The sequence below is a fragment of the Burkholderia sp. M6-3 genome (assembly GCF_050858985.1).
Taxonomy (GTDB): domain Bacteria; phylum Pseudomonadota; class Gammaproteobacteria; order Burkholderiales; family Burkholderiaceae; genus Paraburkholderia; species Paraburkholderia caledonica.
Genome location: NZ_CP110092.1, coordinates 289,049 through 313,190, shown reverse-complemented (window position 1 = coordinate 313,190; position 24,142 = coordinate 289,049). Strand labels below are relative to the sequence as shown.

General features: G+C 57.6%; 21 protein-coding genes and 2 pseudogenes. 9 read left to right on the top strand and 14 right to left on the bottom strand.

Annotated elements, in window-relative coordinates; all coding sequences use genetic code 11:
- Positions 1 to 92 precede the first annotated feature (92 nt).
- Positions 93 to 431, top strand: a pseudogene (locus OH764_RS34060) (ATP-binding protein); the annotation flags it as partial.
- A gap of 16 nt (positions 432 to 447) precedes the next feature.
- On the opposite strand, the pseudogene OH764_RS34055 reads toward OH764_RS34060, so the two are convergent.
- Together OH764_RS34055 and OH764_RS34050 are read right to left on the bottom strand one after the other, a co-directional pair.
- Positions 448 to 1,569: pseudogene (locus tag OH764_RS34055) on the bottom strand (IS3 family transposase).
- Positions 1,570 to 2,891: 1,322 nt separating this feature from the next.
- Positions 2,892 to 4,640, bottom strand: a complete 1,749-nt coding sequence (locus OH764_RS34050) for a ShET2/EspL2 family type III secretion system effector toxin (RefSeq protein WP_498851379.1) — start codon at positions 4,638 to 4,640, stop codon at positions 2,892 to 2,894.
- 715 nt (positions 4,641 to 5,355) lie between these two features.
- Here OH764_RS34050 and OH764_RS34045 point away from each other — a divergent pair.
- Entirely contained in the window at positions 5,356 to 5,478 is a 123-nt protein-coding gene (locus OH764_RS34045; RefSeq protein WP_498851378.1) for a helix-turn-helix domain-containing protein, read from the top strand.
- A 201-nt stretch (positions 5,479 to 5,679) separates the two neighbouring features.
- Here OH764_RS34045 and OH764_RS34040 read toward each other — a convergent pair whose 3' ends face one another.
- On the bottom strand, positions 5,680 to 9,045 hold the full coding sequence (locus tag OH764_RS34040; protein ID WP_498851377.1) for a hypothetical protein: 3,366 nt from the start codon (positions 9,043 to 9,045) through the stop codon (positions 5,680 to 5,682).
- A gap of 190 nt (positions 9,046 to 9,235) precedes the next feature.
- Here OH764_RS34040 and OH764_RS34035 point away from each other — a divergent pair, with 190 nt between their 5' ends.
- Together OH764_RS34035 and OH764_RS34030 are read left to right on the top strand one after the other, a co-directional pair.
- Positions 9,236 to 9,697 carry a HoxN/HupN/NixA family nickel/cobalt transporter gene (locus tag OH764_RS34035; RefSeq protein ID WP_498851376.1) on the top strand — a complete coding sequence of 154 codons (462 nt, stop codon included), beginning with the start codon at positions 9,236 to 9,238 and terminating at the stop codon, positions 9,695 to 9,697.
- A 33-nt stretch (positions 9,698 to 9,730) separates the two neighbouring features.
- Complete coding sequence (locus OH764_RS34030; RefSeq protein WP_498851375.1) at positions 9,731 to 10,354, top strand: helix-turn-helix domain-containing protein; 624 nt, start codon at positions 9,731 to 9,733, stop codon at positions 10,352 to 10,354.
- Between the two features lie 904 nt (positions 10,355 to 11,258).
- Here the strand turns inward: OH764_RS34030 and OH764_RS34025 are convergent.
- Both OH764_RS34025 and OH764_RS34020 read right to left on the bottom strand, forming a co-directional pair.
- The gene (locus OH764_RS34025) at positions 11,259 to 11,540 is read right to left on the bottom strand and encodes a hypothetical protein (RefSeq protein ID WP_498851374.1); all 282 of its coding nucleotides are present in this window, start codon (positions 11,538 to 11,540) and stop codon (positions 11,259 to 11,261) included.
- A 445-nt stretch (positions 11,541 to 11,985) separates the two neighbouring features.
- Positions 11,986 to 12,111 (bottom strand): hypothetical protein, encoded by a 126-nt coding sequence (locus tag OH764_RS34020; protein ID WP_350357256.1) that lies wholly within the window; start codon positions 12,109 to 12,111, stop codon positions 11,986 to 11,988.
- A gap of 170 nt (positions 12,112 to 12,281) precedes the next feature.
- On the opposite strand from OH764_RS34020, the gene OH764_RS34015 reads away from it, so the two are divergent.
- On the top strand, positions 12,282 to 12,767 hold the full coding sequence (locus OH764_RS34015; protein ID WP_498851373.1) for a transposase: 486 nt from the start codon (positions 12,282 to 12,284) through the stop codon (positions 12,765 to 12,767).
- Here OH764_RS34015 and istB (OH764_RS34010) read toward each other — a convergent pair.
- Both istB (OH764_RS34010) and istA read right to left on the bottom strand, forming a co-directional pair.
- Positions 12,692 to 13,480, bottom strand: coding sequence for an ATP-binding protein (gene istB, locus OH764_RS34010; protein WP_498851372.1), 789 nt, complete (start codon positions 13,478 to 13,480; stop codon positions 12,692 to 12,694). The two genes, OH764_RS34015 and istB (OH764_RS34010), sit on opposite strands and share 76 nt — an antisense overlap.
- A 2-nt stretch (positions 13,481 to 13,482) precedes the next feature.
- Positions 13,483 to 15,009, bottom strand: a complete 1,527-nt coding sequence (istA, locus tag OH764_RS34005; protein ID WP_498851371.1) for an IS21 family transposase — start codon at positions 15,007 to 15,009, stop codon at positions 13,483 to 13,485.
- 475 nt (positions 15,010 to 15,484) lie between these two features.
- Here istA and OH764_RS34000 point away from each other — a divergent pair, with 475 nt between their 5' ends.
- The 3 genes from OH764_RS34000 to OH764_RS33990 are packed head-to-tail and all read left to right on the top strand — an operon-like array spanning position 15,485 to position 17,377.
- Positions 15,485 to 16,408 (top strand): Mu transposase domain-containing protein, encoded by a 924-nt coding sequence (locus OH764_RS34000; protein WP_498851370.1) that lies wholly within the window; start codon positions 15,485 to 15,487, stop codon positions 16,406 to 16,408.
- Entirely contained in the window at positions 16,395 to 17,159 is a 765-nt protein-coding gene (gene istB, locus OH764_RS33995) for an IS21-like element helper ATPase IstB (RefSeq protein WP_128586532.1), read from the top strand. Before OH764_RS34000 ends, istB (OH764_RS33995) begins: the two co-directional genes overlap by 14 nt.
- Positions 17,156 to 17,377, top strand: coding sequence for a hypothetical protein (locus tag OH764_RS33990; RefSeq protein ID WP_498851369.1), 222 nt, complete (start codon positions 17,156 to 17,158; stop codon positions 17,375 to 17,377). The genes istB (OH764_RS33995) and OH764_RS33990 overlap by 4 nt, the downstream gene beginning before the upstream one ends.
- Before the next feature lie 362 nt (positions 17,378 to 17,739).
- Here the strand turns inward: OH764_RS33990 and OH764_RS33985 are convergent, their stop codons facing one another.
- The 3 genes from OH764_RS33985 to OH764_RS33975 form a co-directional block, all read right to left on the bottom strand.
- The gene (locus OH764_RS33985) at positions 17,740 to 18,249 is read right to left on the bottom strand and encodes a hypothetical protein (RefSeq protein ID WP_498851368.1); all 510 of its coding nucleotides are present in this window, start codon (positions 18,247 to 18,249) and stop codon (positions 17,740 to 17,742) included.
- Positions 18,212 to 18,592 carry a hypothetical protein gene (locus OH764_RS33980; RefSeq protein WP_498851367.1) on the bottom strand — a complete coding sequence of 127 codons (381 nt, stop codon included), beginning with the start codon at positions 18,590 to 18,592 and terminating at the stop codon, positions 18,212 to 18,214. Before OH764_RS33980 ends, OH764_RS33985 begins: the two co-directional genes overlap by 38 nt.
- A gap of 285 nt (positions 18,593 to 18,877) precedes the next feature.
- Positions 18,878 to 19,342: an IS66 family transposase gene (locus OH764_RS33975; protein WP_498851366.1), complete on the bottom strand. Its 465-nt coding sequence runs from the start codon at positions 19,340 to 19,342 to the stop codon at positions 18,878 to 18,880.
- Between the two features lie 129 nt (positions 19,343 to 19,471).
- Here OH764_RS33975 and OH764_RS33970 point away from each other — a divergent pair, with 129 nt between their 5' ends.
- Positions 19,472 to 20,362 carry an AvrPphF family type III effector gene (locus tag OH764_RS33970; RefSeq protein ID WP_498851365.1) on the top strand — a complete coding sequence of 297 codons (891 nt, stop codon included), beginning with the start codon at positions 19,472 to 19,474 and terminating at the stop codon, positions 20,360 to 20,362.
- Between the two features lie 245 nt (positions 20,363 to 20,607).
- Here the strand turns inward: OH764_RS33970 and OH764_RS33965 are convergent, their stop codons facing one another.
- From OH764_RS33965 to OH764_RS33950, 4 genes are all read right to left on the bottom strand, one after another.
- Entirely contained in the window at positions 20,608 to 20,946 is a 339-nt protein-coding gene (locus tag OH764_RS33965) for a hypothetical protein (RefSeq protein ID WP_498851364.1), read from the bottom strand.
- A 400-nt stretch (positions 20,947 to 21,346) separates the two neighbouring features.
- Positions 21,347 to 21,601 carry a hypothetical protein gene (locus tag OH764_RS33960; RefSeq protein ID WP_498851363.1) on the bottom strand — a complete coding sequence of 85 codons (255 nt, stop codon included), beginning with the start codon at positions 21,599 to 21,601 and terminating at the stop codon, positions 21,347 to 21,349.
- Positions 21,602 to 21,798: 197 nt separating this feature from the next.
- A complete protein-coding gene (locus OH764_RS33955) occupies positions 21,799 to 23,277 on the bottom strand; it encodes a YncE family protein (protein ID WP_498851362.1) in 1,479 nt (492 codons plus the stop codon).
- Complete coding sequence (locus tag OH764_RS33950; protein WP_498851361.1) at positions 23,277 to 23,771, bottom strand: DUF305 domain-containing protein; 495 nt, start codon at positions 23,769 to 23,771, stop codon at positions 23,277 to 23,279. Before OH764_RS33950 ends, OH764_RS33955 begins: the two co-directional genes overlap by 1 nt.
- Positions 23,772 to 24,142 lie beyond the last annotated feature (371 nt).

The following is a 24,142-nucleotide window of genomic DNA, read 5'->3' as shown; positions in this document are numbered from 1 at the left end:
CCCACCCATGCGGCTCTGGCAGCGATGCTAACCCGCGTTGATGCCCCACGCCAGGCCAGCCCCTCTACCCACGGAAAGTCATACTGACTTACGTCGACCGGGAAGCCAGCTGGCGTGATGATCGCTGTCGTACCCGATTGCTCAAGCAGGCGCGCCTCAAATATCCGCAGGCCGCCATTGAAGATCTCGACACGCGCGCTGGCCGTGGCGTCGATCCGCCCTCGCTCACGAGCCTCGCACTCGGTGACTGAGTGCAAGCGGGGCTACAGCCTGCTCATAAGCGCAACCGGGGCGGGAAATCGTGGCTCACTTGCGCCCTGGCCCAATATGCTTGGCGGCGCGGGCATTCAGCCCTGTATCTGCGCGTGCCGCGACTTGGCGAGGAGTTTCGCGTTCTGCACGGCAACGGCGGCTTCAAAAAATGGCTGCTGTGACCTGCCCGTTTTTCTAAGACCACTGCGTTTTAGCAATAACGGCTTGGGTTGAATTGCTTTCTAAGCGCTGGCGGTACGCCATCGGCGTGTCGTAGTTCAGGCTCGAATGCGGTCGAACCCTCGTCGTAATGCCGTCGCCAGTCGTCAATCACGATCTTGGCTTCAGTCCGATTGCGGAACCATTCCATGGCAAGACATTCGTCACGGAATTTACCGTTGAAGCTTTCGTTCGTGCCGTTCTGCCAGGGCTTGCCGGGATCGATCAACGCCGATTCGATCTTCCCCGATACCACCCACTTGAGCAACGCTGCGCTGACAAACTCGGGTCCATTGTCGCTTCGCATATAGCGTGGCGCGCCGTCAACGCTGATCAGCTTGCTCAACACCCTCAATGACTCTGGCCGATCGGATCGAGCCAGACACATCTATGGCCAAACATTCACGCGTGTACTCGTCGACGACCGTCAGACACTTCAGTTGCTGGCCGTTGGCACACGCGTCAAAGACGAAATCGTAACTCCATACGGCGTTGCGAGCGCTCGGAGCAAGCGGCCGAGGACGCGAACCGGCAAGGCGGCGTCTGCGTCATTTGCGAGGCACTTGAAGACCGGCTTGCGCCCACAATCGACTGCACCGCTCCTTGCCGATGACGATCCCTTCGCGACCCAACATGATGCGGATGCGCCGCGAGCCGAAGCGGGGATAGTCACCCGAGAGGCGTCGCATCATCTCCACGATCGGGCCGTTCTTGCTCGGCATGATGCTGACGTAACCGAGATTGGCGCGACTGACGTGAATCAGCGCACACGCGCGTCGTTGGCTCAGCCCGCGCGAAATGGCATAGCGGGCTTGCTCGCGACGTGCCTGTGCGCTTACCATTTTTTTGCGGAAATCTCCTTCATGACCTCGATTTCCAGGTCGCGCTCCGCCACCAGCTTCTTCAGTCGGTTGTTCTCGAGCTCTAACGCCTTCAAATCTTGACGTCGTCACTGACCATTTCGCCAAATCGCTTGCGCCACGCGTAAATCGACGCGTCGCTGACACCGTGTCGCTTTGCCACCTCGGCAATCGGCGCACTGTCCGTTTCCCGCAAGATCCGAACAATCTGCTCATCGCTGTATCGACTTTTCTTCATGACGCGCTGCGCATAGATGCGCCGTTATCCTAGATCTCTATCGCCGACGCAATGCTCGACCGCCTCATGCAGCGTCATCATCCGATCACGCTTACCAGTGAATTCCTCAGAAAGGCATCCCTCAAAACCCAACGTCAGGGAGTCCGAACTCGACCAGAACTGACAAGGAAATCTACAATCAACACCGCGCAATCCCAAACCCCGCCGATCCGGTCACGTTCCCGAAATCGGCGGTCACGTTCGCCGAAATACGCACCTAAATGTATATACTGAAAGTGTGACACCCCAAACATACTCGAAGCTGACGCTTCGCCAAAACCCGGCTCCCAGGGAAAAGGGGTTGCATCGGCGACAGGTGCAGGGAAGGGCGAGGCAAATAATTGGCGGCACGGCAAGAATCGATCTGTGGCCTATCGGACAGTTCGCCATCCAATGTCAAGGCGCGACGAGCGCGCGAGGGGTCCTTGATGATCCAGCTATCGCAACAATGCAGGAAGCTGCTTTGCCGCATGATGTGGCAGACGCCTGACGGGACCGTCGATTGCGTTTGCGCTGTGTGCCACGCGCGAGAGAAACAGCGGGCGGTTCGTCCATCCAACGACATGCGCGCCGTTCCATAGTGTTTCAAAGACTTGCAGGTCTTCGTCCTCGCTGACGCCCGAAGTTACGAGATCGTCAAACGACTTCGGGTTGAACAGTTCAAGCTCGTCGTGATGGGTGCCTGATACAAGCGAAATGGCAAGCCCCGCTCAAAGGAAGTCAGAGGCGCTTCTTGGCGTTTAGTCACGCGTGCAACTTGTCGTGTTTTCGATTTGAGCTTGAATGACGGCTGGAAGAAGTTGATCTGCAGCCGAGAAACCTCGTAGAGGAAAGCGAGGGTTCCCGAAGCATCAAGTGCATGCAACTGGCCATACCGCACGAGGCGGCGCACGACTGAGCCATTCCTCTGCTCAACCCAAGTCTGATCGTTCTTCCTGTAGGGTCGTGAGCGGGTTAAACACTTCAGGCCCAGCGCGAAAACCGACTCCGCCGAGACCCGCTCGATCATCACGCACTCAAAATCGGCGCAATGAACCCGCGGCGGTCACTGCGGAGTCGACTGGCTGAGAATCTCATGGCTTGGATGCTCGCACTGAACAGCTTTATCCTCGACGCATCGTCAGATGCCGCACGACTTTCAGGAGCAAACTTTCGTTGCGGATTCATCCTCTATAGCCGTAGACAATCATTTCGACAGCTTTGCCGAGATATTGAGTTTTAGGTTTGGAATCCATTACCCAAATCCTTCATCGACCTATCCGTGCGCTACGATACCACCGGTCTTAGGCGACATAGTTTTTCAGGACTGCATCGAATGCCTTCACGAACCTGTCATGTCCTTCTCTGCCTGCTGCAGCCCTCGGTGACTCGCCATTCGGACCACTTTCTGTGAGTATTCGTACCGCTTGTTGACCCTGAATCCCCAGTCGGGACAGCACTTTATTGATGGCGTTGATAACCGACTCATGGCCATTTACTGCGGCTACGTACACCGGTGACATGCCCTGTACTTTTTCCTCGAGGAGTTGCACCGCCTGATCGCGTGGAATCCCCAAAGTTGTCATCGCCTCACCGTAGGCTTCGAAAACGCCCGCGTGTCCCTTGAACGCTGCCACGTATGGCGCTGTTACGCCATCTGCATCTTTACCTGCGAACAACTCAATGGCTTGCGTTGGGCAAATGCCTAGGGGTTTCAATGCCTTGGCATACGCCATGATCATATTGTCATTTCCATTTAGCGCGGCCGAAAACAGCCCGGGAACACCGTTGGGGCGTTTGGCCGCGAACAACCGTATCGTTGTGGCGGGTGAAAACTGCAGCTGACGGGCCACTTCACCAACAGCGATCGCGAATCTAGCATGCGCTTCGCGTCCCTCTTGATTCGCGAGATATAGTGCCGGACAGCCGTCGGCCCTTTTTGCCTCGATCAGCCACGCTACCCGATCACCTTTCAGCCCAAGCCTTTCTAGCACGACTCCCATAGCCTTAAGCAAATCAACATGCGCGGTTTTCATTGTGGGAAAAATGGCCGGACTACCACCCGGTCCGCGCCCGTCGAGCACGAGCATGATCTGCTGTTCGTCGAATCGATAACCGCTAATCTCCTCACCCAAGGCGACAAGCACTGACGGTAAGACATGCCGCATGGCGAGGTACATTGCACCCGGAAGGCTATCCGCGCCAGTGGACCAGTATTTCAATTTGCTTGGGACTGCTAGGGGGATGTCGTCCAGCAGAGAAATCGATGCAGTCGTAGTATCGATATTCTGACGTGGATCGAAGTATCTTTGCCATTGATCAAAGCAATTCTGCAACGAAAGGGTTTTCAGTGATTTGGTATCCTCGGTTGCAGACAGAACGATTTTCGTATGCTGTCCTGTATTCATGGGGTCGTAAAAACTGATAGCAAGCCGGGCCTCTTTATCGTCTGCTGGCTTGTGCACAATTTTCACTGCCAATGCATGAAAGGGGGTCATAATGAGTCCCCGTGCCTCGCCCGTACCGCTATGTAGCATGGCTTGGGCAGTATCCGCAAGCCATGGACCAAATCCCATGTTATCAACGATTTGCCGCCTGCTCTCGTCTACAGTAATTTTATCAATCAGGTTATCTAACTTATCTAGTTTACCTTCGAAGAACGTCTGGATACCTTCGCGAGTCTGCAAGTGGGTGTCGAGGAAACCGTTTCGTTCGGTGAGGTACGCGTACGCCAAGTGGCGGCAAACCACCGTTTGGCCCGTCGATAGCGGAACTTCTCCATTCAAATTATCGTGTGTGCGTGGCTTGCCTGCCAAGGGACCCTTTTTGACAGTCTCGCCTATGTATAGCTCTTTCCTTTGTGGCAGAACAGGGTGGATTTGCGAAGGCCCTCTTGATCGCGGCGGCAAATTGGCGAGCTCAGAGCTGATCGCGCTACTCCGCTGCTCTTGTCGGAACGAAAGCGCCTGACTGACGTTGCTCGGCGACGGCTCGACGGCGTCGTGCGCGTAGTGTGGCGTTGTCGAATCGACTTTGGACGAAAAGCGAACCATAACTGAGCTTCCCTAAGTTGATTTGCAAAGCTACCGTACTGGGCGCTTGCGCGCGTTACTTGTTGCGAAGAAAAAGACGTCGCCACGAATTTCCGTGACGCACATTCTCAGCGGAGCGATTCACCGGACGCGGATGGCGGCGCTGGCGAGTTCCAATAAAATCTCGCCCCATGGAATGTCGCTGAAATTTAGGCGCGCTTCGGCTTATTATGCATCGTGGTCAGTTCCGCGCTGCGGACGAGAAAGTAGGTCACTTCAAATGGGGCATTGGTCGGACTTGCCCGTCGAAGTTTTGCTGCGAGTGTAGACTATGTTCGCCTTGATTACGTCGGCTGCTTTGTTGATCCGTCTGGCACCATGAACTCTGAAGTACTTTAATGTACCACCTAATTATTTTTAAATTATTCGATTGACTATCGCGACCGAAGCGTTAGCGCATTGATGCGGTTGGTCCCCCCGCGGTTCGTCATCGCTCTTGCCGGGGTGGCTCCAAAGTCGTTGATCTGCTCGGCTATTCAATACTGTGCGCTTGCGCAGGTCGCAACTTTTTCTTGACAAAATTATTCCAAAAACTGTGCTCATATTCGGATTCCTTTAGCTAATGCGGCATTGCTTCCGGTGGCGAGGTTGTCATGGGTACCTGTAAATTGATACACAGTCGGCACTGAAGAATTGATACGCCTGGACGAAGAGATAATGGCCGCTTTGAACGGCAATGATCTCGTACGAGAGATACATGCAAATTAGAATATTGCACAAGCAGAGTAAGAGCCTGCGAGCCATTGCTTGTGAGGTTGGCCGCTCAGTCGGCACGGGACGGAAGCATCTGTCGTCGTAGGATGCGCCGACGTTTCCGCCCGCAGCGACTCCGCGCAAGTCGATACTGAAATCGTTCGACGGCTATGTACGCGCGAGGATCGCAGCGGCATCACCGGCCTGGATACCATCGACAGTTCCGTGGCGCGCGATTCGGGTGGATCATCCGATACGAGGTTCCACTCAAGAAAGCAATCTTCCCGTACGTTGAGCCTTCAACTACTTAACCAAACTGTGTCATGGCGGACTTGAGCTTCGTAGACATCTGCGCGATCTGATCTTCCAGACTATCCAATTCTGCCTCGGTTAATTGCGGGAGCGCGTGCTGACCAACCGGCGCTTGTCCACTGATTCTTTCTGGATGGAGGAGGGGACGTCGACCGTTTTTTGCCTGCGTCACATCGTGTTCAAGCGCATTTATGCATAGAATCGCTTTGGTTGTCTCCTTGTCGACCACCAATTGTCGTGCGAACAGAACGCGAGATTCGATGTCGAGCGGTCTGAACAGCGTATCGACTAACCGCTTCTGCAATTGGGAGTGACACGCAGAAAGGGCAGTGTCGGGAATGCTGCGAAAATACATCGCTTTTTGGTCGCGGTAGGGAACCAGCCGTTCCGCATGCCCCGTGATGCGCCGGATTATTCTCTGGCGTTCGGCCGGCGTGCCATTTTCTAGCACGGATTTGTTCAACTGCAACCAGTCGCGAACGATCGCACTACGCGTGCCCGGGGCGATGCCGGGCAAGCCTGCATTCAGCATTTTGTCGAAAATTACACTGATTCTCTTGACTTCATTGTCGTCCGCTCTGTTTCCATCGCCGTAACCTAACGCGTATAACCTTAGCATTGACGCTACTTTATTTGCGAAGAAATCGGCGGATGCAACGCTATCTATCTTGCTTGCCGCCTCGACTGACGCAATAGGTTTAGATCCTTGGGTGAGCCGGGCTCGCAACTTCACGATGTCGTTGCGATCATTTGGATCAGTGCGTACTTCGCTTGACACCGCGCGCATGATCGCAAGCGCCTCGATTAGCGGATCAGTCGCGTGAGAGGCAGACAGATCAAGTTGCGCCTTAAGCGAGGTTGAGGGTCTTGCAATGGGGCTTTCCGCCGAGCTGGATCGGCGCAGCAGGTTCAACTGAGCTTTAACTTCCAGAATCGCCGCCGAGTCTTCAGGATGATTTGGTCGCGCCCGCTGCATCAATAGAGCTAGGGCAGCATACGCATATTTTGGGTTGGACCCGTTCTTGCAAGTTGCCTCCACTATCTCATTGGCAATGTTATCAATGTGATCGACAATTTGACCAACCGTGACTTTGCTGAGACGGTTCTTCGTCACCCAACCTAAGGCATACATTTTTTCCACGAGCTCATGTGGCGCTTCTTGACCGAACGTAACTCGAAGCGTGTCCGCCATAACGGCGAGATAGGTTGTTTGGGGGAATGAAAAACCATTAAGCGTGGTCAGCGTATTTGCAGCGATATCCAGGAGATCTAGCTCCCGCGCAGCGTCGCCAGCGCCAGGAAACGCCACTTTCGCATCGGCGCCCAAAATCACTCCAAAGGGAAGATTGTCCTCATAGCCGTCGAAGCCGGCCTCATGACCCTCCACCTCAGGAAAGCAGACCGTCTGCACGAACGCCGCGTTGATTGCGGCGCGATCGCTTAGGTTTAAAGCGTGCTCAGCGCCGTGGGTCAAAAAATGAACCAATAGTTGACCATCCTCGTTTTGCATCCAAGCGGTCTCCCGCTCTGCCTCAGATAAGAGCGCTTCAATAGAGCGGGTATCCGCATCCGCAGCACCTAACAAGGTGACTGCGCCAGCCATAACCTTACCGCTGCCAAGGCTTTGATACTTCTGATAGCTCTCGCAAAGAATGACTTTGAGAGAACCATCGCTTATATGGTCCTCCAGTGCGTTCAGCACTTTGGCGAGATCAGTCACACCCGCCGCATCACGCGCATTGAGCGTGGCATCCAACACCAAGACTGTTGGAAAGTCTTCCAGCCCCGGAGTATTGCTTTTCCAGCGCTTGATCTTGTCAAGCAATTCCGGCAAGGTGAGTTTGCGGATGTTTTTCGAATTGAGACGAACTTTTAGGTGGTCGACCAGTTTGCCAGCATCCCAATTGTAGACTTTGTCATCGGGACCTTGCTTGTAAGTTAGGCTTACGTTAAGGGGGGCTGTAAAGACATGTCCGCGGTCGCTACTAATCGTCGGAGCCGTGAGATATCCGACCTCAAAATAGTCGGGTCTCTGCTCTGCAGTACTGGATATATTCCCTACGCCTCTAGCCTTTCGAGCTGCGTACATGGCGGTAGATATGGCATCCATACCCGAACTAACGAGGTGCGTTACAGGCGGTTGGATCCTCAAGCGGCTGAGCACAGCACCTGCATGAAGTTCCAGCTTGCTCCGTGCCGCGCTTTTGAAATCGCGATCGTTGTAAGGTTTACATTCAGTCAAAACAATCTGGATCTCGCTCAAGAAAGCTTGATAAGCTGACGTAAGCAGCCCCGAATCGTCGATCAAGGTGGGCATAGCCGAGACTGTCTTCGTCAATGCATGCAACACGTTAGCCACGACCGGATTGTGTCTGAACTGAGGGGTGTCGAGCTGTGGTCGTAACGACTCCTGTAATCCGCCGAGTAACGAAGCTGTACATTTTGCTATTGCAGATAGAGGATGATTCGGGGGAACGGCACCAAGTAGATCTAGGAGAGTATTATTTAAGAACTCTCTGGCGAAAACTTGCTCGTTATCGAGCGTTTCGTCCAACGTTGTATCCTGCCCCGTGGTGGCATGCCGGAGGCGCATTACGGCATATGCCGACGGTGTACCCCCTATAGTATCCATCGCCCATTGAACGATCTCCGTCTGGCTATTGTCGGATAGCTCCACGGCGATCAATCCGCTACCGACTTCTTTCGCAGCTCGGATCGCCCCCATCGCAGCAGGCTTGCTCTGCTTGAACAGGTCTATCAGGCGACTTACAGCAACGAACGAGTTAGCAAAAACAACCGAGTCTTCTGGTCCGATGTACCCCGCATTCTTGTAGAGCTGCATGCATTGCTGCTGAAAGGTCTTGTTCGGACACATTCGGTGATATTCCGCGCTCTCCGGATGCTGCATTGCAAGGCCGGGCTCGTATCCAGCTGGACTCGACACCCGGAAACCGTACTGGTTTACGGTATAACTAGCGCCTTGGACTGTCGACAACTCTGTGCGCCGCTTTTCTGCATGGGATTGTCCGAGGATAGTGCTATTTGCCACTGAGCGATCGTGTCGCCATCGCGCGTTCAGATATTCGTGGATATCTGCCGGTCCGTCGATTGCTGGATTTTCGGTCGGATTTGGCAGCGTTTGCATGCGAGCTGGACGCGCTCCAGCGGGCGTGCCTCTTGCTGTAGAATCGGATACAGCTGTCAGATCCGAGCCATTTTTTTGTCGTCTTTGCAGTTTGGAAAGGGGCCCCTCGTTAAACGATAAATCGACTTCTCGGTTCGGAGGCAGCGCAGCCAGTGCTTCTGGCTGAGAGATATCCGATCCGGTAGCGCGAGGTATTCTCTCTAAGGTCTTACCCATTTCCCGCCTTTGCATTAATCGTCGTGGAAAACACTACGCTGCAGGTGTAGTTCAAGGTGCCGTAACGCGTGATCGTAGCTACCCGCAACTGCAAAACCATAGTAGCCTACACTGATGTCGGCAGCATTTTTAGCAGAGGACTTAAAACATCGTGCAATCGATGGCTCCGTAAGTTCGCAGCACCTCCAAATTGATCTGCTCCAGCTTGTCGCTTCGTCAGACGCCGATCATCGAAGTATCACGCCGTTACAGATCTGTTCGATGTCCTTTATTCATTGCGCGCGATTTACTTCAACTCCGCATACGTAAGAACGACCGACTAAACAGTATCCCACGTGAGTATCTTTCGGCGTTCGCAAACGCGACTTACTGTGCAACGAAGCGCATCATAAGGCGCTGCTGGCGCAAGCTGCATTACAACCTGACAATCACGCTGCTGTCCACGGCGGTGGCGTTGCTCGTCGGCGCAATCGAGGCGTTAGGGCTGATCGGCGAGCAGTTCGGCCTGACAGGGAGCGTCTGGCAATTGGTCGGCATGCCCAACGATAATTTCTGCATGCTCGACTATGCGATCGTCGCGCTGTTTATTGGCGGATGGATCGTCTCTGCGCTGGTCTATAGACTCAAAGGCTACGACCGCGAGCCGATCTGAGCTTAGCGGACGCCATGGGAGAGAGGTGACGCGATGAAGAAGGTCAAGGTCGGCTTGGTTGTGTTTCCGGGCTTCCGGTTGCTGGATATCGCGGGGCCGAAAGACGCATTCGCCGAGGTGAAGGTGCTGAGCCTCGGCGAATGCGAGTACGAGATGCTGACGGTAGGCACGACCCGTGGCACGGTCCAGTCGTCGAGCGGGTTGACGACGGTGCCGGACCGGACGATTTTTGACCAGTGCCCTGAGTTCGACACCGTAATCGTGCCGGGCGGTCTCCGCATTTTCGATGCGTTCGACGACCCTGCGCTCAGCGGATGGCTGAAGGACCAATACAAACAGTGCCGGCGAGGGCCGGCTATTTGTAATGGGCTCTTCGCGCTCGGCTCGGCGGGCCTGCTGGACAACAAGGTCGTCACGACCCATTGGATGGACGTGCCGCGCCTCGCCGCGAGTTTTCCGCGTGCGAAGATCGAGCCGGATACGGCTACGACACGGTGGACGGATTTCGGCGTGCCTTTCAGCGGCGTCGCAACATCAATCCGGCTGACTATCGTGACCGGTTTCGTCCGGGTGTCGCGGTGGGCGTATCAGTGGATCAAGCGATCAGGCGGAAGCAACCAACTCTCACGCATGATTCGACCAGTGCCAATTCAATGACGCAATGGACTAGGAGGTAGAGGCGTTTCGAACAATGTTCGAAGTGCGCGAGCTCTTGATGCACTGGAAGTTATGGAAACGCAACATTCAATCGGTCAGCTTGCACCGCTTGACCACTTACTTTGGGTACGCTTGATCGGCTTCGGGCTTTCATTGTGCTCGCCGATATAGCGTATCAGCTTTCGGTCCGTAACCTTATCGAAGCGAAAATGCGGCGGGCGATCACTTCCAACGATGCGAACTGGCAAGCTGGTGGCCGCGGAGGAGGTGGACAACTGCGAGCAGTGGCAGAGCGCAATCAAGTGGGACTGTGACGTAGTGCAGAGCCTTTACTTTGGCCGGCCCTAGATATGAAAGCGCTTCGCTTGGTGTAAGACTTCGGCAGTTGATGGATTTGGTGGATTTGCGTACAGACGATACCTGCGATCATCGCATCCTCCAAGCTCTCCGGGGTATGCCTGTCTTTGTCGCACAACTGATGCGACCTGCGAACTGTTGGGCCAATGCCGATCCCAAGCGGACTGCGATTGCGTCATTGGATCTTGCAACTGCTGCAAGCAAGACGACCCGGCTATTCCAGTCGTGCAGCCTGCTGCGACAACATGGCGACTCCTCGACAGTAAGTTGGGAGTCGCTGATTGCGTTCGCTACGCGACGCACGTCGCGGATGTCGAGGCTGGCCATGTTCAGAACATCCACAGAGGACGGCCCTAGGGTCTTCTCGGCAATTGATGGATAGCGTCAAGCAGCTCGGCCGGTCGTGTTGCCTCACGGAATGATGTTACTCCCGGGTAATTGTCGCTGCGTGATTGTTTCGCGCTGAAGGCTGGCGCTGCCTAGCGGAGCCAGCCTTCACCGCATCCGCATGACCAAGCATCCTCGTGACCAGTCCTCTCGCACGGTTTCAGCGCCATGCCTTCACACGGCGCTGCAGGCTGCGCAGCTGGGCACTGGAATAGATCGCCGGAGCCATCGCGACGAGGCGTTCATGCAGCTTCTTCGCTGTTATCCCTGGCTCGCGCTCAAGCCATTGCTGTATGGTCGGCCACGTATGATCGAACGGATCTTCACGGCTGCGCCAGGTGTGTGCGATGCGCGCCTTTCGGCGATGCGTCGCTCGAACCTCTCCTTCGTACCATGCTGTTCCAAGACTCGCCAGGTGTGAATGGCGGTCGGAATCCGACATTGGATGGCGGCGTCGGACAGCCGTGCGACGCGATTGCTGTTCAGCCCGGCGACTCTGGGACGTTTCATGAGGCTCAGATTCGGGTGCGTCGGAGGGCGCCCGTAGGGCGAGCGCAGACGCACCGGGGATGTGCGGTTCGGCAGGGGGATGACGCGGGAATCGGGATGCGGTAGAAGAACGGCTACAACTGACCGCCGAACAAACAGGCCCGACACCGGTCCTAACCGCCAAGTTCATTCCAGTGTCGAGCCCCACACGCGCAAAACGGGGTACCGGTGCCGGGCCAGTATGGCACGGCTGATCCGCCTCGTCGATACCGCTTCGGCATTGACGGGGACTGCCGATGCCGGCCACTGGCCGCCTCTTTCTGTGCGCCCGCTGCCGGGCGCAGGTCGTCGTGTGCCGCCGTTGCGATCGCGGCCAGATCTACTGCGGTGGCGACTGCTCACAGGCCTCGCGCCGCGCCCGCCTGCGCGAGGCTGGCCAACGCTATCAACTCAGTCGTCGTGGCCGCTTTGCACATGCCGAACGGATGCGCCGCTATCGTCAGCGCCTCAATAAAGTGACGCATCAGCGTTCCCCGACACCCGTCGTCAATGCTCTACTGCCACTGACTTCGACGACGACGGCCACCGCATCGACATCCACTGTCGCCGCGCCCGGCCTTTTACGCATCGGGCCACTGCGCCGTCGGGTCTTCCGTGATGTTCGTACTACTACTGACAGAACAGGAAACGACCCATGACCATTGGAGCTGAACTCAAGGCGCAGATCCTGCGCTATTACCACGTGGAGAAGTGGCGTTGCGGCACCATCGCGCGCCAGTTGCGCGTGCACCGCGGCACCGTCCAGCGCGTGCTGGCCCAGGCCGGCCTGCCCAGGATTGGCGCCGTGCAGCGAGCCTCACAGATCGATGCTTACCTGCCGTTCATCCACGAGACGCTAAAGAAGTTTCCCTCGCTCACGGCCCGTCGCCGGTATGCGATGGTGTATGAGCGCGGCTACAGGGGCAGTCACCACCACTTCCGGCACCTGATCTCGCTGCACCGGCCACGCCCGGTACCTGCTGTTGCCTTTCGCCGTAAAGGAGCCGGGTGTTTTCGGCGTAATGGCGCCAGAGAAAGGCGCCTGATTCGGGGCTCGAACGGGGATCAAGAATCCTTGTTTTTACCTCCTTTCGCAAGTGCTGATTTGTTGCTCTCGGGCATCGGACGAGGGACGCGATAGCTTTCACCGTCGAGCACGACGCGGTATGCCGCATGTCGCAGGCGATCAAGCGTTGCGGCGCCGAGCATTTTGTTGGTCGCGAACGCGTCGCCCCATTCCGTAAAATCAAGATTGCTGGTCAGGACGGTCGATGTACGTTCGTACCGTTCGGCGATCAGATCGTGGAAGTCTTCGTCTTCGGGCGTGCGCATGGGCTTCAGTCCAAAGTCGTCAATGATGAGCAGCGGCACCTTGGCAAGCGCCTGGAAGCGCCGTTCGTAGGAGCCGACGGCTTGCGCGTTGCGTAGCGCGCCGAGAAGCCGGGTCTGGGTCATGAACAGGACATCGTGACCTTGCCGGGCGGCGGAGTGGCCCAGTGCCTGCGCCAGATGGCTTTTGCCCGTTCCACACGGACCGGCGATCAGCACGCTGACCTTCTCATCGATGAAGCGGCAGGTCGCCAGATCATGGACGACGGCGCGATTAAGGTTGGGCAGCCGGTCGAAGTCGAAACCTTCCAGTGTCTTCTGGCCGCGGAAGTTCGCGCGGCGCATGCGGGCGTCGAGCTTTCGATGATCGCGCCGTGCGATCTCGTCCTGGATGAGCAACGTCAGGAAATCGGTATAGGCGAGCTTACGGTCGATGGCTTCACGGTTGCGCGCTTCGAGCGTGTCGAGGATGCCGGACAGTCGCAATTGCTTAAGGGAAGACGTGAGTTCGGGAATTGGATTCATGTTCAATGGATAAGCAGAGTCTGGGTATCGCGGCAGAAGCGGCCGCCGTGGGTGTAGGTGGTCGCGCCCGATTCAACAGGTTCGGTCGACGGCCAGGTCTGGTCGAGGCCTTTCTGCAGGATCAGCTTGACGGCTTTGTAGCTTGGCGTGCCGAAGTGATTCGCGCGACGGCAGGCGGCCTCCAGGCGAGATGCGCCGAACTGCTGGGCGAAGCGCAGCACGCCCTGGACGGCGCGCAGCTTGATGAGAACCTCATCGCGGAAGAGCGCGTGAACAAGCGCGTAGCATGACGGCCCGATACGCTGCGCTTCTCTCAGGCACCATTGGGTGTCGTGCAGTTGCCAGGCCTGTGCTGCTGGCGGCATGTGATCGGCCACCGTGCTACGCGTTCCTGGCGCAGTCTGGCGGACATGCGATGCCGACAGTTCGTGCTCGTAGTAGAGCTGGACCATGTTGGCGGTTGCCTTGAGCCGCAAATCTTTACCGGCAAGCCGGAACGGCACGGAATAGTAGGCACGCTCAAATTGCACATGGGCGTCGCGATGGACCTTCACGCGCGCCCAGGTTGCCAGCTCGGGCGGCACATCGGGAAGCGGCTGCAACAGCGCCTGTTCAACGTCTTCGAAACGCTTGAGCGGCACCTCGCGCGTCGTGCCATGCGTCCGGGTGCTGGCCTCTTGCATCACCCAGGCTTGCGCTTGCCGGTTGGCGTCGTCAAGATCACGAAATTCGCGAAGAGGAAGGAAGCTCGACTTCACGTATTTGACGCCCGATTCGACGATTCCTTTTTTAGCCGGGTCCCTCGGCGGACACGGATCGATCTTGAACGAATACCCTTCGGCGCATTGCGCATAGGCCCGCTGGACTTCGGGTTCGTAGATACAGGCCTTGACGATGGCACACTTGGGGTTATCGATGATGACGCGCGCGACCACGCCGTTGAACCACTCGAAGGCATGGCGATGACACAGTAACCACGTGTCGACACTCTGGTCGCGGACAAACTCGACGTATTGATGCCGCGACCAGCACAAGGTCATCACGAAGAACCACGTCTTGTGGACCTCGCCCGTGTGCGCGTCCGTGATGGTCGGACCTGCGCCGAAATCAACCTGCGCGGCTTCTGCAGGTTTGAACTCCAGCCGCATCGGTACATCCGGCGTGAGCTCCGCCTTCAATTGCTGAAGTAGCCTGTAGACGGATGAGTAGCTTCCCTCGTAGCCGTGGTTGCGCACCAGCGCGCTGTGAATCGTCGTGCCGGGCACGCCCGCGTCGTGCCACTGCGCAATCTGCTCGCGCCACGGCTCGGCCGACGAGATACAGCTCGCAGGCAGGAACTCCCTTCGGCTGAACGCTGAAGCAAGCTGCGCGTCATCCGGCAGAGCGTTGTCCGGAGAAAGCCACCCCCGCTCGGTTGCGATCTCCCGTACGGCTGCCAGCTTCTTACGGCCCATGATCTTCGAGCGGTCGATATCCCGGTCGGAGTCACCCTGGCGCATTCGCACCAGAACCTGTCGATATTGGTACATCTCGAACTTCCTCTTCAAGCCACCCTCCGGAGCAAATGCGTGCCACGAGGGTAGCGGTTGGCGAAGTTCGAGCGCCCGACTCAGACGCCAGTGGCGCCTTTATGGCGAAAATCTACTGGCGCCTATACGCCGAAAGACTTGTGGCGCCTAAACGCCGAAAAGTCCCCGGCGCCTTTATGCCGAAAACGGTTTGGCTCCTTAACGGCGAAAGTTCACACCTGAGGCTTACCTGCGCCTGCGCACGCTGCCTGGGGAACAGGCGCAGGTCGATTGGGCCAGCTTCGGTCACCTGCAGATCGGTCGGGCACGACGACCGCTGATGGCCTTCGTGATGGTGCTGTCGTGGTCACGGCAGATCTATCTGCGCTTCTTCCTCGATGCACGTATGGACAGTTTCCTGGCAGGACATGCCGGCGCCTTCGAAGCATAGTCCGGGATCCCCAGGGTTCTGCTTTACGATAACCTGCGTAGCGCCGTGCTTGAGCGTCAGGGCGATGCGATCCGCTTCCACCCGACATTGCTCGCGTTCGCCGCGCATCATCGTTATGAGCCTCGTCCGGTGGCTGTCGCACCGGGCAACGAGAAGGGGCGCGTTGAACGGGCAATCCGCTTTGTACGCGAGAGCTTCTTTGCCGCTCGCAGATTCATGGACCTCGACGATCTCAATGCCCAGGCGGCAATCTGGTGCGCGGGACCCGCTGCTGAGCGGCCTTGCCGCGAAGAACCCATGATCACCGTGCGCGAGGCCTTCGGGCGCGAACAGCCCAGCCTGCTCACGTTGCCGGAGAATCCGTACCCGTGTGAGCTGCTTCTCGCCGTGAAGCTCGGCAAGACGCCCTACGTGCGCTTCGACCTGAACGACTATACGATCCCGTATACCCACGTGCGACGCGCGCTCACGGTACGCGCTGATCCCCGGCGCGTACGCATTCTCGACGGCGCCGATCTGCTCGCCACCCATGAACGTAGTTACGATCGCGGCGCGCAGAACGAGATTGCCGCACACATCGATGCGCTCGTCGCAAGGAAGCGCGAGGCCCGTCACCATCGCGGTCTTGATCATCTGGCCCGGGCTGCGCCGGCCAGCCGGACCCTGATGTTGCACGCCGCTGAGCGTGGCGGCAATCTGGGCAATATCACCACGCACCTGCTGCGACTGCTCGACCGCTATGGCCCCGCCGAACTGCAGGCCGCGATCGAGGAAACCCTTGCCAGCGACGCGGCGCCTCATCCCAATCCGGTACGTCTGGCGCTTGAGCGCCGGCGCGAGGCACGGCAGGCCTCACCGCCAGTCACCCTCATCCTGCCCGAACACGTGCGCAACAAGGACACGCTGGTGACACCACACCGGCTCGACATCTACGACCAGCTTGCGGGAGGCGCCGATGAACACGCCTGAGAACCTTCAGGGGCGCGCGAACGCCCTGCGTCTGTACGGACTGCTCGCGCATTGGTCCGATGTGGCCGCCGAACAGTGGGTCGCGCCGCTGTTGCAGTGGGAAGAGGATGAGCGCGCCCGCCGATCACTGGAGCGACGTATCCGCGATGCACGCCTGGGCAACTTCAAGCCGCTGTGCGACTTCGACTGGAGCTGGCCCACGCGCTGCGACCGGCTTGCCGTTGAAGAGCTGATGTCGCTCGGGTTCGTCAGGGATACCGCCAACGTCGTGTTGATCGGCCCGAATGGTGTCGGCAAGTCAACCCTCGCGCTCAATCTCGCCTATCAGGCGCTCGTGCACGGTCACACCGCGCTGTTTACTACCGCCGGTCAGATGCTCGGCGAACTGGCCGCACTGGACAGCGATTCGGCGCTGCGTCGACGCCTGCGCCGCTATGCATCCCCTGACGTCCTGGTGATTGATGAGGTAGGTTACCTCTCGTACTCAAACCGCCACGCCGATCTGCTGTTCGAACTGGTCAGCCGCAGGTACGGCTCGGCAAGTACCGTGGTCACAACCAACAGACCGTTCTCCGAATGGCACGAGGTGTTCCCGAACGCCGCCTGTGTCGTCTCGCTCGTTGACCGGCTGGTCCATCGCGCCGAAGTCATTGCCATCGAGGGCGAGTCCTACCGGGTCAAGGAAGCGCGCGAGAGGGCCGAGCAACGCGCCAGCAGACGCAGTAGCGCGCGTGCGGAGAAGAAATCATGAAGCGCCTGGCACACCTGCCTTCGGGCATTACCCGTGGGCTCGACTTCCTGATACCGGACGACTGGTCGCCGGAACAGGCGCTCGCCGTCGTCGAACTCATCGAGGATCTGCGTGCGCGGATCTGCGTGCACTATGACCTCGCCCTGCATGACCTGCTGCGCGAACAGCATTCCCCTCCCAAGGATCCTAATCTCAACGACATCGACGATCCATTCTGATTGGGACCGGCCACCCCGACCGAGGCCGTCGACGGCCCTTCATTGTTGACGGTCCTGGTCAACCTTGCGCCGCCATTTATGTGCGGATTTACGCCGCCGTCAACACCAGGAAGTTAGCGAGGGGGATTTGATCGGCCGTTTGTGTTTCCATCGGCGCCGTACCCGATGCGTTGCATCGTGCGACGTGCTGCTGTGCTTCGCGCATGCGGCGCAATAAGTCCAATGGATCTAGCGCCCTAAACCGCGTACGCAACCTGCGCCTGGTTGACTCAGGTATCGACGCCGATCGCAAGACGCGCTCAAGGGGAGTCAGAGGCGCTTCGTAGCGCTTGGTCACCCGTGCACCGTGGGTGTTTTCGATTTCAGCTTGAATGACGGCTGGAAGAAGTTGATGTGCAGCCGCGACACCTCTTAGAGGGAAGCACCGCGCGGCGAATTGCGTTGCCGACTCCACCAGCGCGCCGACGCTGACCGGCGAATGCCTGTTCGCGGACGTCACGCAGCAGCCGGTCAATGGTCGCGGCGCTGATCTGGTTGATGCGTTGGCGCAGTTGCTTCGATAGGGTCAGGTAACTATGCCGGGTCATCGAGTCGATCAGCGTAGGGATGAGCGCCTTCAGGCGCTTGCCGCAGACTCGGTCGGCGGTTTCCCATAGCGTGATCAGGGCATCCCGCACCCCATCGTCATAACGCCGTTGCGGGGCGGGCCTCGCCCTCGGAGGTTGAGGCTGCCGGCACAGAACGCGGATGGCGTGCTTGCGGTGATAGCCGGTTACTTGAACAAACTCGTCAAGTATCTCGCGGTTCTCATTCCGGTCCGAACGGCGGTACCGCTCACCGACTGCCTCGGTCAATTCCCGTCGTGTTGTCATGCTTAGCCGCCTCGTCATAAGTCGTCCCCGCCAGCATTCTGACGGGTAACAAACTACATGAGGCAACAGCCGCCGCTCGGTAGCAAAAATCTTGAGTCAATGCGCCGGCCAAAATGATTGACGCCCTCCAAATTGGTCTTTTTTTCGTTGTGGAAATACTTGGCCCACTCATCACTGCTGTATCCGAGCAGATAGTCAACCGTGGGAAAGCCTTACCGAGGAATGAAGTGCGCAACTTCAAAAAAAGCGCCAAAGTGTTGACCATATCAGCAAGCACGTTGGGGTGAAGTTCGCTCACGATCGTCGCCAATTCGTCGTCAAGCGCGCCAAGTCGGTTGATCACGCGAATGTTCGAAACGCCTAGACGAATGAGCCTCTGTGCCAGCATCTTGCCGGCCGGACTAGGTTCCGCCTTTAGCGCAACGACACACGCCTCCTCGGGAGTCGGTGCGAAATCTACCCTCTCTTCAACGACCTTCTCAAGTCACGTGGAAAACTCGTCCTTAGCGTCGTCGCCTAACTTTTTTGGTTGGAGATTAGGAGAACGCGGCAATGCCTTTCCTCGTTGAGGAACGCGGCAAGTCCAAACACGTCAGCTAAGCGCAAGGTAGCACGGGCGCACTCCACGTCATCGACGCAGATAATAGCGTTTGGCACAGTCGCAAATGAAAGCTCTTGGGCGAGACTGCGGCAGCACCGCGTGCAGATTCTCAATCAGCAACGCCTCGATACGCGCCATCACTGGCTGACTTTGCTGTTGGCGCATATCGTGCCGTTCGACTTCGTTAATGTCCTTTGCTCGCGCCTCGATGGCAAATAGCTCGCCGATCAGTATGATAAAGCGCGCGGAAGGCTGTGTGGCGTAGCGCTTGCCTTCGGGCAGCACCGCCTCGGCCTCAACAAAGTTCCGCCTCGCGTGAGCCAAGCATGCAAGGTGCAAGAGTCCATTGATACGCGCCACTTCATCGTACGGCGCGCCACCGCCGTCGTCAACGCGGCTCCTTTGTGAACGCGAGCATAGAAGTCCGCCGCCTGCGCGGTGCTGCGCGTCGGGCTGTCTGAATAGCCGCACCGGCGGCCCCGAGCCGTTCATCTGCGCCCCACACGAAGCTTTTTGCCGGGGAGACCGCTTCGCAATTCGGGTTGTTACATCGGAGGTGGCGGGGGGCGCTGGCGCATTCGTGTTAAATCGGTTGTTTCTTAATGAAAATTATAAAACATCATGAGCTGCTTCCAGTCGACACAAATTTCTAAAAGCGGTGGTTATGCACTGCGTTCATTGGATGCAGATGCATCCAATGAAGTTGTGCCTTCAGCGCGGACCAATCAGTCCTTCAGTGTCACGCAGCAGGCGAACGCTCAGTTCAAGGGACTAGCTCCGCGTGTGAATAACGGGCCGACAGCTGCTGCCGCGTCTTCTTCTGTGCCCTCCCAGCGACCACGCTCGTCCTTGCGGACATCAGCACCTGACAGCAGCACGTTTGCCGCCAGCAGTCTAGCGGCAATGAACTCCGGAAACAGCACCGAAGCGACGTACGTGACCCGCTCCGGTAAGCGTCTTCTTTCAATCGATTCATTGCCAGAGTCACGACGAAGCAATCTTTTGAAAAACAACGACCCAGTGCAGAAGCTCGGGTTGACGGATGAGTCGGTGTTTTACCGAGTCACGGAGAGAAAGTGGGTCGCGAATTGGAGGATCTCGGGAAATCCTGAATCAATAGCCCGGATTTCCAATCATCTGGCGCTCCAAGATAATCCGCAACGTGCTCAGTTCGAAAAATGGCTTGAATCGCCTGACTTAGGGGAGGAAGACCGTGAAGGCCTTCGTAAACAGCTAGACCGGATGCCGCGCCACACTATCGCAACAATGGACGCCGATGAGCTTCCTCATCCCTCGCTGAATGTCATGTATGGCGAGACGGCAGCATCCTGCGCGCTTCGCTACGCAACGAACGACATGGCGCTCGTTAAAATACGCTTGGGTGATCTCCGCAGGGCTGGTGGAGGATCTGTATTTTATGACCGTACAAGTGCAATGCAGGGAGCATTGATCGTTACGTTACCGGCAGGACGTTCAATCCCGATCGAGATAATTGAGGCAGCGGCACAGTAGAGGGACAGGTTTCTCTTCCACACGGTTGCGGGTTTCGAAGGGGATTCAGCGGTTGTTTGCGCAACGATCCGTTGATTCATGAAGTGCCCGACATGCAAGAAGCGCACTGCGAGGTCGTGACCTGGCGGGCGAAGTGATTGGGTCTGATGTGGGCAGGCGAGGATGATGTTGCAGTTGCGATCGCAGAAGGTCACCACCTTGTCGCCCTTCAGTTGCTTGTGCCCGCTGTAACCCAGGTTGTCGCCTCATTTCTTGGTCGCCATTGTCGTGCCGTCACCGTGGATGGTCGAGAGGTCGAGGCGCTGGTCCTGATGCAGCTGATCGACCGAGCCCGCGAAGACCCGCTCGATGCTGCCATCGGCCTGCCAGCGCCATATGATCCGGTAGAAAAGGGTGTGGTAGATCTTTGGCAGGCCCTGCGCATCCGTTTCGAGCGGCAGCATCTTCCATCGGCAGCCCATGTACAGCGCCTTCAGGACGTAATTGAACATCTTCTGTAACGGCAACGTCGGCGGCGGCCCGCGCCGGCCCCGGCCCAGATGCGGCAAGATCCTGCCGGCCATGATTTGCAGCCATTCTCGCATCCGCAAAGCCTTGACTTTAACTGCTCCGTTCGCGCCAACCCGAAAGCCAGTCCCGATGAGGCTCGCAGACAAATTCGCCCCCTTCTGAAAACCCGCAATCAGTTACCGGGCATCCGCCACATCGGGCGTCAGGTCAACCACGTTCATATTCAAACCCTAACACTCGACTTGGGCTTTAACTCCCTGCTGCGTGACTTCAACGACCGGGCGGAAGGACTTGCCACGGCGGAAGTCTTGCGGAGTCTAGCTAAGACAGTGGTACGGTCATCCACGGCGTTCTTTGCTGCCGCCGGTGCCCCATCCGAGCAAATCCTGTGAAATGACTGCCCTCGAAACCCGGAAGACTAAAATCAAACAGTTTTCGCCTGTTCAGACTACCGTGACCGCAGAGTGCAAAGTATTAGCGGAGTTCTTCAACTGATGAAACATGGAAACGTGCCTCGTCAATCGATGCACGGGGCGCCTCTGGTTGCGGTATCAAGACAGCTGATCGTGCGGGACCGGGCGAAAGGCTAAATGTTTGACCGGGCAGCCACTTTGGCAAAAAGTTCGGGATCGCCCGACGCCAGTCGATCGATTCGACTTCCTTCCAGACTCCCGATTGGATCGACGCATTCAGCGAACGGCACAGGCGGCGTTGCTTGACCTTCGCCATCGATTGTGCGTCCCCGTTATCGGATCACCACGCTCTGCGGGACAGACGCTCCAGACCAAATATGAAATGCTTAATACAAAGGGTCGAGCTTCAGAGCGATTCGCAAGCACTTGTCACAGCGCCGCGGAAATTGAGCGCAAAGACGCTAAAAGCAACGGTCGACCGACAGCGAAACGCCTCGGCGGCGGCCGTTTTGTCTAAAGCGATTGCACTTGCACCGGCGTCCCCGCCTTACCAGATACTTGCGGTGCAATCACGAGATAACGGCGCTTGTCGGCGGCCGTGTTTGTGCCGGGTGTGACGAGTTGACGAATCTGGCCGAGCGCGTTCACGATTGCGGCGCCGACTGGGTTGGTCATGAAGTTCGCGAGCGCCTCCAAATTGCCGCTGCCATCGGGATGGTCGGCGAAGGCCAACGAATAAGCCTGATTCGGTTGCAGGCCGGTGACGGCGGCTTGGAGGACCTGCACGAGCCCTTGGTCGAACAATGTCACTGTGGTGGGCGCATTTGCGGCGCCGACGGGCTTGCCCGGTCCCACGGGCACCAGTGTCAGGTGAACGCTCTGGCCTGCCAGCCCGAGCGGCTGCGTATTTTGAATGCCATCAGCTTCCGGCACTGCATTAGGCACATATGTGACGGCCTGAGGGGCTTGGCCAATCGGCACGGTCGCAATCACCTTGTTGGCTAGCGTATCGATCGCAGCCATCGCGTCAGCGTTCTCAAGGCCCACGTAGATTCGGCTGCCGTCACCCGAAGGCCAGATTCCGTGTGGCAGATTGCCGACAGGAATGGTGGCGACCTGCGAGAAGTCGTCAGTGCGAAACACTTTGACCTGGTTTAGGCCGCCGACCGTCACGTAGGCAAACATGCCCTTGGCGTTCTTCACGATGTTCACGTGGTTCGTGATCGGGCCGGTATCGAGTGTCTTGAGCAGTGCAAAAGGCGGGTATGCGTTAAACACTTGCGTCTTCCCCACGTCCTTCAGCGTGAACCAGACCTGCTTGCCGTCCGGCGTGGCGGCAAGGTCGGGGCAGAACGGGCTCGCCTGCGGGACCGTGCCAACGATCTTGTGATCGGCCACCGATATCACCTCGGTCTCAGGGTTGAACGACGAGCATACGTAGCCGTACTTGCCGTCCGGCGAGAAGATCGTCATGCCGGGGCCAGCGGGGACGGTTATGCGCGTTTTCTCGTCATACGTTACGCCGTCGAGCACTGCGACGTAGTTTTCCCCACGCACCGTTACCCAAACTTCTTTGCCGTCGGGGGTAAAAAACGCCTCGTGAGGCGAGCGACCGACATACGTTACATGGTTGAGGGCATTCGTCTGCGTATCGATAAAGGAGACCGAATTAGAGCCGATCGACACAACGGCGATCGTGCGATGGTCCGGCGAAAAGCCCATGCCGTGCACGAGCAGCTGACCTTTGTACAGGGGGCTAAAATTCGCCGGTGATGTGTCGCCAAGGCGAATCAGGCCAACTAGCTTGTTGTCGGCCGGATCGATCACGGAGACGGTGTTCGAGAATTGCTCTGCCGCATAGACGCGGTCGTGATGGCTCACAGGAATATCCGGATCGGACACCGAGCCCGGAGCTTGCCCGGCCCATCCGGGTTGCGCACAGATCAGGGCGGCTGTTGTCAGCGCGGTAGAAAGTACAGACGTGCGTTTCATCATGGCTCCAGCGGCGTATGGACCGGCATGCTTGACCGCATGCTTTGGTGGAACATGGGGTATGCCTTGGTTGTGGGCGCGGAGGTGGGTATTGGCTGGTCGGGCGCCGGTGCTGACGGCGGCAAGGTCTGACCGAGCGCCAAGCGCATGGCGGCGATCTCCTGCTGCTGTTCGACCACTATCTCCTGCGCTAAGCGGCGCAGTTGCTCGTTGCGCCCGTACCGCAACTCGGCCTGCGCCATGTCGATCGCGCCTTGGTGGTGAGGTTCCATCATCGCGACGAAGTCGCGATCAACATCGCCGCTCGGCTTGACGGACATGTTGTCTATCATCTTCGACATTGCGGCGTCGTTCTCCTGCAGAAAGGGTGCCTCGTCAGTGCCCGCGTTCTGCTGTGAAGCTGCAAACGCTGGCAACAAACTGGAGCCCGACATCGCGAATACGATTGCGGCACTCAAATTGAGCGGCATGTAAAGACGAATGGGGAAGCGCATAACGGCCCTCCTAATTTTTGAGGCGACAACACTCGCTGGAGTATACCCAGCGGTGCGCGCTTATTCCATACGTTGAATAAACCTTGGGTTAAAAAGACGGTGAAGCCCAAGCTTCACAATGACGGCCGACCCATACCCACGGGCGTACGGGTACGGTCCCATCTTGGCTCTGGCCGGACTTGCTCCTTTTCAGAAGCCGGAATCGGTGCCGGTTTCCTGCGTAGGGCCGGAAAGAAATCATTGTTTCCATGTGTTTTGGCAAAAACTGTTGTGCAATCGGCTGTTGAATACCGACGCGCGAACTAGATCCATCACCTCTGTTTTTTGGTTATTTGGGCACTTACTCGACATAGGCTCGCTCAGCGATTTGC